This is a genomic window from Methanoculleus sp. UBA291 (assembly GCF_002499755.1).
GTDB classification, from domain to species: domain Archaea; phylum Halobacteriota; class Methanomicrobia; order Methanomicrobiales; family Methanoculleaceae; genus Methanoculleus; species Methanoculleus palmolei.
The window spans coordinates 26,442-34,119 of record NZ_DANC01000034.1; the positions used below are offsets into that span (position 1 = coordinate 26,442).

Consider the following 7,678-nt stretch of genomic DNA (forward strand, 5'->3'; position numbering starts at 1 on the left):
TCGAGGCGGGACACCGGAGCGGCATCTACCGGTAGGGAGGCGATCAGGAAACATAACCGTTCCCGGTCTTCTGCCGTCGGAACGGTGCGGTAGGAGGCCGTGCCTCCGGGATAACATGTATAGGCCCGACGGCACCGTATCTACTACAGGACATGAATCCGGGAACCGACATCTATACCCTTCTCGTCCAGAAACGGGACGAGATCCTCGCCCTCGCGCACCAGAGGGGGGCTAGAAGCATCCGGGTCTTGCTCAACGTAACTTATTCAGATCTTCAACAGTCATGCCGGCCTGTTTTAACTCGCGGGGGTGAAGGGGCGGAGCGAGAAGTCCCCGGTCAACAGGTACGGGGATGACACGGCACAACCCAAAGGGTTGTGCCGTGTGCTTCAGATGGTGAACTATACCCTCTGGAGCAACATCGCTGCTCTCTCGCAGACGAAGAAAAGGGGCCGAAAGATCGGCAGACTCCGGTTCAAGAGCGCATTCCGGTATCGGACGCTCAACTATAACCAGTTGGGGTTCAAGATCGACCGTGAACACAGCACGATCACGTTTTCGAAGATTGGAGCGATTCCATTCACGATGTATCGACTATATACCGGAAACGTAAAGGGTGTTTTGATCACTTGCTCCAATGATAAATGGTATGTGATCGTTCAGGCGGAACAGGAGATCTCTGAACCGAAACGAGAAGGGAGATCTGTCGGGATCGATGTCGGTCTGAACTCGTTTGCAGTCGATAGTGACGGTGCAGTGATCGAGAATCCCCGGTTCTATGAGCACTCGCTGAAGAAGATCAAGAAGATCCAGCAGAGCATTGCCCGGAAAAAACGGTTCTCGCAGAACTGGAAGAAGGCAAAAAGCGGACTGGAAAAAGTCTATGATCATATCACGAACCAGAAGAGAGATTTCCTGCATAAACTCTCCCGCCAGTACGTTGACATCTATGCAACGATCTGCGTTGAAGCACGGAAGACCCCCACGGGGTCTTCCTGACAGGAAACTCCCTCCTGGAGTTTCCGTGACCTGAATATCAAGTATCTCAAAGAGAAGGGTAAATCCCGCGGGCTTCGGAGGAGTATTCACGATGCATCGTGGGGACGATTTTTATTGTATCTCTCGTACAAGGCTGAAAGTGCTGGTACGAACCTCATCAAAGTCGATCCCCGGGATACGACGCAGATGTGCTCGAACTGCGGAAGCATCGTGAAGAAGAGTCTCTCCGAGAGAGTCCACGAGTGCTCATATTGTGGGTTTGTTGCTGATCGGGACTATAATGCTGCGGTGAATATTCACCGCGTGGGGATGGAACAGCCCTTTGAGCCACGGAAACTGCAGAGCAGTTTCCTGACAGGGAAATCTTCGATTTCCCGTGCTGTGGAGACGATGCCGCTACATCACATCTCGGTGATGCAAGTGTTGTCCATGAAGCAGGAAGCCCCGCCCTGAAGGGCGGGGTAGTTCACCCGACGATTCCCGAAGAACCTGTATGCACCGGAGAAATCCCGGTGCAGGGAGTCATCACGAATGTATCACGACAACAGAGGAACCGAACAGAAAACCGGGGGCGGCAGCCCGGACCCGAAGTGCCACCACGCGCTCCGCCAGGCCGCCACTGGTACTTCTTCACCGGAGGAGATAAGCGTGCCCCCGGAGCCGGTGCCGCTCTTCCTGGTGCCGCAGGCGGTCGCCGCCGAGATCCGGCGGCACAGCCGGGAGGTGCGGGAGATCTGCGTCCGGCGGACCCGGAACCACCAGTACATCGTCAGCGTCGAGTGGGGGCGGCCGTGACCCCGGAGAGTCGCAAACCTTTGGTTTTCTCCCGCTCCGGTCCTATCGGACCATCGCGCCCGGCACCCTCGCCTGTGCCTCGACCGGAGGGCTTCTTATTCTGGTCGAGCGGGGCCTGGATCGTTCCGCTCGTCTCGTTCCGGCGGGCGGCATGCGGGGAGGCGGCGAGTGCCCCCCTCTTTTCTCTCGTCCGGGAGGCGGGCATATGATTGAGGAGGGACGCCGGGTGGTCGGGAAGGACATGGTAATTACGCGACCGCGAACTATCGCCGGACATTTTCGAAGAAGGGCCCGTTCATCTCATATCTTTCATCGACCGCTGAAAGGAGTTCATTATGAACGGTTCCTTTCGAGAAATAGAGGGCCGTGATCACGCCGGCGTCTTTTGCCGCCTCAATCGCTGGAACGAAGTCGCTGTCACCAGAAACAATGATGGCGTAACGGATCTGGTGAGACCAACTTAACCTCACCAGTTCCACAGCCATGAGGATATCGACCCTCTTCTGTTCAAACGAGCCATCATGGTTTTTCCGGAGTTTTCCAAATCGCATCTGGAACCGGGGCAGGCTTTCAATAATTTCTCGAAATTTACAGTAGTTTCCATAACGTACCTTCTCGTTATCAGTGGGCAGTTCGCTCTGATACGGCATGCAGTCGTAGAAATAGGTACGCAGCCTCTCTTTATCGCCGCAAACGACGGTACAAAATTTTTCAAAATCGATCCTCATGCCGTCAGGAACCACTTTGGACAAATACCCGTTATCGATGAAAACAGCAGCCCGCGATATCATTAATCACTGAGGTTGTCCCAAAACCCCCTATGCTGGGAGGGGGACACCCAATCGCACCTAGCGGTGCTCATGCACCCGCCGTTCCGCCGGGCGCACCTCCCGATCCCTCCCCCCGTGGCGATATGCTGTCTTCCGCAGGAAGATAGCAGGAGCACCGTAAGGTGAGACTCCCGATGGGAAGCCGTTTCACCCTCCTTGCCCAGGATATAGTTCAGATGGTAGAAACCTCAGAGGTGAGTGTTCCGATCAGGATGTATGGAGGTTCATAGATCTTTTTGGGATGACCTCACTAAAAGGGCGATTGAAAAGAAGAAACTACCGTCCCGCAAGGGAACGGTAGCGTGTATAACAGATACACGTACTGCTCCATGCGAGAAGAATTTTTCGATCTTCAACGAGTCTTCGACGCGGGGACCGGGATGCAAAACCTACGGACACTTCTGTGGGAACGGATCGGAAGTCCACTGGTTTTGGCCGGGGTCACCGTCTTTGCCTCAAAAAGATCTTAGATCCATTGTCGCCCGGCCGGGTATGAATCATCCTGAGGGGATGCGGAGCCCCTCGCCAGGAGCGTGAATCTGAGCGGTTTTTTGCGAAGGGACCCGGGCACCAGCACTCACCGTTCCCCCCGGCTCAGTTCCTCTTCCAGTTCGTCCACCGTCGGCAGCCCGTCCCGCAGGTCCTCCGGGAGGCTGGTCGTCAGTTCGTATCCCGCGATCCCGATCGGCTTTTCCATGTCCCGGAGGGCGTACTCGGCAATGATGCGGTTTCTCGACTTGCAGAGCACAAGCCCGATGCTCGGGTTGTCGTCCGGGTGGCGGAGGAGGTCGTCGACCGCCGAGAGGTAGAAGTTCATCTTGCCCGCGTACTCCGGGATGAATTCGCCCACCTTCAGGTCGATCACCACGTAGGACCGGAGTTTCAGGTGGTAGAAGAGGAGGTCGATGTAGAAGTCCTGCCCGCCGACATCGAGCCGGTACTGGCTGCCCACGAACGCAAACCCCACGCCGAGCTCCAGCAGGAACTCGCGGATGTGGTCAAGTAGGGCCCGCTCCAGTTCACTCTCCCTGACCTTCTCTCCCATCCGGAGGAAATCAAAAACGTAGGGGTCCTTCAGGGTCTGGAGGGCGAGGTCCGACTGCTCCGCCGGGAGAGTCGCCGAGAAATTTGTCACCGCCCGCCCCTCTCGCTCGATAAGCCCGCTCTCGATCTGGTGGACGAGGACGTTCCGCGACCACCCGTTCGCGATGGTCTTGTGGATATACCATTCGCGCTGTTTCGGGTCCTTTACTTTATCGAGCAGCGTTACCGTATGATACCATGTAATTTGTGCAAGCACCTCTTGCACAAATTCAGGGTCGGGCCACGCCTCCGCAAACGAGCGCATATATTTCAAGTTCCTGGGAGAAAATCCCTTCATTTCGGGAAACTCCCTCCTGAGATCGGCCGAGAGGCGGTCGATCACCTTCGTCCCCCACCCCTCCTGCTCCTGCCTATGCAGGATCTCTCGCCCGATCTGCCAGTAGAGGAGGATCAACTCCCGGTTCGCTGACAGCACCGCGCGGGTCTGTGCTTCCCTGATCCGCACCTTCAGACCTGCGAGAAAAGCAGGATAATCCTCGGGGAGCACCTCACTCGAACCCATACCCGATCCTCCTCAGGTTCTCCCGGATCTCCCCTTCCAGCCGTGCCGACTCCGAAAACTGCTCCTCGAACGGCTCCCCGTCGTCCTCGACCTCCGCGTACCGCCCCGGCGTCAGGACGTGGCGATCTTCGGGGTCGGCCCTCTGCTTCCGCAATGCCGCTGCTTTCACACGCTGCCCTTCGAAGGCGCCCGAGATGAATTTGAGGAAGAACAGTCCGGGGGCCGTGCCATCCCAGTTTTTCTTGTTTCCGTTGTTTTTTGCCATTATCTCGCCCAAATGCAGTCCATACGTCTCCCCGCCGGTACAATCGGTCACGCTCGCGGCGTGCAGCCTCAAGTCTGGTGCCGCAAGTACGTATCCCAGGATTGAAGCCCGTGCTCTGCGAGGGTTTTGATGAGTGTACCGTAATCTTTGTTTTGCTAAATCTGACCGAACATAGCAAAAACTCATGCAGTGAGGGTATTTTCGTCACCGGTTGGTTCTGAGAGCATTACCGGATATTTTACCCGGGCAGGGCGCCTGACGACCGTATGGAGCATGTCGGTGATGCCGCAGGCCTTCACCGCAACCTGTAGACGTGCTGGCGATGATCAATTGCTATCAGGTACACTGTTCTTTCTCTTTCGTCGGGAAGGAATATCAGCCGATAACGCTTTGCAATCCGGGTTGCTTTCTTCCCGTGTAATGCACCTGAAAGCCAACCGCCTGTATTGAGGGGGTCTTGTTTCAGGCGTTGAAGTTTTTTTCCGAGTTCAATTATTACTTCTTTGTTGCCTTCGACCTTTGAGAGGCTCTCGACAAATGTATCGGTCCTCCGGATCGCCCATTCCATCAGGACAGCTCGCTGAGCAGGTCGTCTATCGAAGATATCTCCCGGAATCGTCCGGCTGCGATGTCTTCTTCGCTTTTTTGTATCTGCGCCATCGTTTCGGGGTTGCTGAGAATCTCAACGGTATCAAGAAGGGCGTCAAGATCTTCCCGCCGGACCATTGTCTCCTGTATCTTTTTGATTTCAAGATAGAGTTCATCGATGGTGACAGCCGGAGTCATGAGTAGTAGTAACCGTCTGTTCAAATAAAAGTATTCTGGAGGTGGCGAGTGCCTTTCTCATGATGGCGGTCGTGGTCGCCTTTGCCAGGGAGCACGGCGTTATAACCGCTGTAGGCTAATGCATCGATTGCTCCGGAGGCATCGGAGAAGATCCAGTACCGTGAGAAGATCCGGTACCGTAATCTCCTCGATCTCGCCCATCGCGGTCTGTTGGAAGCGGTCGGTGCGAAAAGGGTAGAAAATACGTTTTAGCCCGATCACATCCCGGGAAAGCCTGATATGATGATAGCGTCTGACAGATGATGGACATTTATCAGACATATCGGGCATCTTCGGTTTCTGAGTGCCCGCTATCTACCACCTGAGGTTGAGAGAATCGGTATTTCGTAGGGGGTTGAAACGCCACGGCTTCACCTCACCCCTCTCCTTTATTCCGCTCCCGGACCAGCCGGGCGTCCCGGGGATCGATCCCGGTCGGTCTCCCGCGGATGAGGGCGAGACCTGGGAGAATGCAGCGGAGCCGAAGCTTTCCGGGTGCCGGGGGAACTATTGTCGGACTGAGGGCGACACCGGGGTATTTGATAAAAAAAAGGCGTTTGTCCGTTCCGCCCCGGTCGTGGCTCAGGCGGCAGAAAGACTGTACCGTGTTCCAAACAGGGTGTATCGGCGGTTTTCAGATTGTTTGGGGATGGTCTAGACAAAAAAGATGGAGGTTCTAGTGAAATTAGAACGCCTTTGTCGACCCTTTAACAAGCTTGTCTTCAAAGGTGTATTCGCATTTAATGACCCCTTTATAGTCTAGATTCCTCTTCAGTTCTACATGCCCAACGTAGGACCTCGGGTCTCCGGGTTCGAGCACACCCATGGTGATAGTCTTGGTCACCTTCTTATCTTTCTGTTTTGAGTCTGTCGGCGTCATCTCGATGATCAGTTTAAAGTCGTACGCCGTCGCCTCTCCCCGGTTCTGCACCTCTCCGGAAACCTCTATGAGCCCACCCTGCTGGAGCATCTTTGTCTCGGTAATACCCACATAGATGTCGGGTTTGCCTTTTTTGAGGGTTTTCTTGACCGTCGAGGTCTTATTTGCGGATATCGTAATCGTGGAGTTGCTTTCCAGATATCCGAGCATCGTCACGAGAAGGTTATGCTTCCCCGCAGAAATGTTCGTCAGCGTGAGGGGAGCGGTTCCCATCTTTTCGCCGTCCAGATACACCGTGGCGCCCCAGGGGTCCGACGAAATTGTGACGCTTCCGTACCCGGGAGTGGGCGTCGGCGTCGGTGTGGTTTTTCCCTGAGCGGTTACGCCGGGCTGGTTTGCGGGGTTCGTGCATCCGGCCGAGAACAGCGCGAGGATCAGCAGACAGATGAGAACGGTTTTGTATCGCATGAACAGCATACTGGTGCTCCCATAGTTTAAAGGTTATTGTTCTTTCCCGGGGACGAATATTGCACTCAACCATTTTCGGGGAAGAAGAAGGGGTATTTATGCCACGCTGCCATTTAGGAGTGAATAAGCCATAACAATCAAATAGCATCACCCTCCGAGCATCTTCACCAGCACCGCCACGACCCCGCCGACGATCCCTCCGGCCCCGGCGCTCACCGCCGACAGCCGCCGCTCCTCGCACCTTACGGTGCTCCCGCTCTGCTCCTGCGGAGCATCGCGTCTCGAAACCCTCCGGGTTTCTCAAGCTCCTGCCCCGCACCTTCGGTGCTCATGCTCCGGCCCTTCAGGCCATCGCACCCTGCGGCCAGTCGCTCTTCTCCGGCTTTCTCCGCCCGAGAGCCGCTCCAGCGCCCGAATCCTGGCCTCGAACTCCTCAAGTCGCACCTTCGGTGCTCCCGCTCCGGTTCTAACGAACCATCGCGTCCTGCGCCTCCATCCGCTGCAGCGCCCGGCAGATCCACTTCACATCCCGGTTCGTCTCGTAGATAAGTTCCCTGGTGGTCTTTTCCCCGGTCATCCTGGTAACCCTCCGGAAGAATATGGAACGGCGGAGAGAAAATGCCTGACCGTAAGGAATATATCCCATAATCGGAGCCCGTTTTGCCCTCCCCGATAAAGTCAGGCTGATACTCTCCCGCGTCCACCCTATAAGTGTCTGTCATATTCCCGGGAGCATGCAGGCTGCGGAAGATGCTTCGCATCTTCCCATCAGGCACGACCAGAGGGTTGTGCCGTGAGGAGTGAAAAACCATGGCAGACTTCGTTCAGAAGACCGTGAACAGGACGGCGGTCCGGGACCTTGCGGTCCCGATCGTCGACGTAACGTCGTTCGAAAACCTCATCGAGAGCGTCATCGCCGACAACCCGTTCGGGTGCGTCGGGTATACCGGCCGCGACGGCGAGCCCGTCGCTGCAATCGTCCGGAACCGCGAGCACTACACCGCGAAGGT

General features: G+C 56.0%; 7 protein-coding genes and 2 pseudogenes. 3 read left to right on the top strand and 6 right to left on the bottom strand.

Going from position 1 to position 7,678, the window contains the following annotated elements; genetic code table 11:
- The first annotated feature begins 393 nt into the window (after positions 1–393).
- Positions 394–1,452 (top strand): annotated as a pseudogene (locus BP737_RS08385) (RNA-guided endonuclease InsQ/TnpB family protein).
- A gap of 78 nt (positions 1,453–1,530) precedes the next feature.
- Complete coding sequence (locus tag BP737_RS08390; protein ID WP_292407133.1) at positions 1,531–1,794, top strand: hypothetical protein; 264 nt, start codon at positions 1,531–1,533, stop codon at positions 1,792–1,794.
- A 263-nt stretch (positions 1,795–2,057) separates the two neighbouring features.
- On the opposite strand, the gene BP737_RS08395 is transcribed toward BP737_RS08390, so the two are convergent.
- From BP737_RS08395 to BP737_RS08420, 6 genes are all read right to left on the bottom strand, one after another.
- The gene (locus BP737_RS08395) at positions 2,058–2,585 is read right to left on the bottom strand and encodes an NYN domain-containing protein (RefSeq protein WP_292407136.1); all 528 of its coding nucleotides are present in this window, start codon (positions 2,583–2,585) and stop codon (positions 2,058–2,060) included.
- A gap of 616 nt (positions 2,586–3,201) precedes the next feature.
- Positions 3,202–4,230 (bottom strand): PDDEXK nuclease domain-containing protein, encoded by a 1,029-nt coding sequence (locus BP737_RS08400; RefSeq protein ID WP_292407139.1) that lies wholly within the window; start codon positions 4,228–4,230, stop codon positions 3,202–3,204.
- Complete coding sequence (locus BP737_RS08405) at positions 4,217–4,495, bottom strand: hypothetical protein (protein WP_292407143.1); 279 nt, start codon at positions 4,493–4,495, stop codon at positions 4,217–4,219. The genes BP737_RS08400 and BP737_RS08405 overlap by 14 nt, the downstream gene beginning before the upstream one ends.
- A gap of 295 nt (positions 4,496–4,790) precedes the next feature.
- Complete coding sequence (locus tag BP737_RS08410) at positions 4,791–5,063, bottom strand: type II toxin-antitoxin system RelE family toxin (protein ID WP_292407147.1); 273 nt, start codon at positions 5,061–5,063, stop codon at positions 4,791–4,793.
- Positions 5,063–5,281 (bottom strand): hypothetical protein, encoded by a 219-nt coding sequence (locus tag BP737_RS08415; RefSeq protein ID WP_292407150.1) that lies wholly within the window; start codon positions 5,279–5,281, stop codon positions 5,063–5,065. The genes BP737_RS08410 and BP737_RS08415 overlap by 1 nt, the downstream gene beginning before the upstream one ends.
- Positions 5,282–6,005: 724 nt before the next feature.
- Positions 6,006–6,677 (bottom strand): PEGA domain-containing protein, encoded by a 672-nt coding sequence (locus BP737_RS08420; protein WP_342686113.1) that lies wholly within the window; start codon positions 6,675–6,677, stop codon positions 6,006–6,008.
- A gap of 801 nt (positions 6,678–7,478) precedes the next feature.
- On the opposite strand from BP737_RS08420, the pseudogene BP737_RS08425 reads away from it, so the two are divergent.
- Positions 7,479–7,678: pseudogene (locus BP737_RS08425) on the top strand (hypothetical protein); the annotation flags it as partial.

What these genes read in the sequence shown, in the direction of transcription:
- BP737_RS08400 (WP_292407139.1), bottom strand. Translation starts at nt 4,230, where the DNA reads ATGGGTTCGAGTGAGGTGCTCCCCGAGGATTATCCTGCTTTTCTCGCA.
- BP737_RS08390 (WP_292407133.1), top strand. Translation starts at nt 1,531, where the DNA reads ATGTATCACGACAACAGAGGAACCGAACAGAAAACCGGGGGCGGCAGC.
- BP737_RS08410 (WP_292407147.1), bottom strand. Translation starts at nt 5,063, where the DNA reads ATGGAATGGGCGATCCGGAGGACCGATACATTTGTCGAGAGCCTCTCA.
- BP737_RS08420 (WP_342686113.1), bottom strand. Translation starts at nt 6,677, where the DNA reads ATGCTGTTCATGCGATACAAAACCGTTCTCATCTGTCTGCTGATCCTC.
- BP737_RS08415 (WP_292407150.1), bottom strand. Translation starts at nt 5,281, where the DNA reads ATGACTCCGGCTGTCACCATCGATGAACTCTATCTTGAAATCAAAAAG.
- BP737_RS08395 (WP_292407136.1), bottom strand. Translation starts at nt 2,585, where the DNA reads ATGATATCGCGGGCTGCTGTTTTCATCGATAACGGGTATTTGTCCAAA.
- BP737_RS08405 (WP_292407143.1), bottom strand. Translation starts at nt 4,495, where the DNA reads ATGGCAAAAAACAACGGAAACAAGAAAAACTGGGATGGCACGGCCCCC.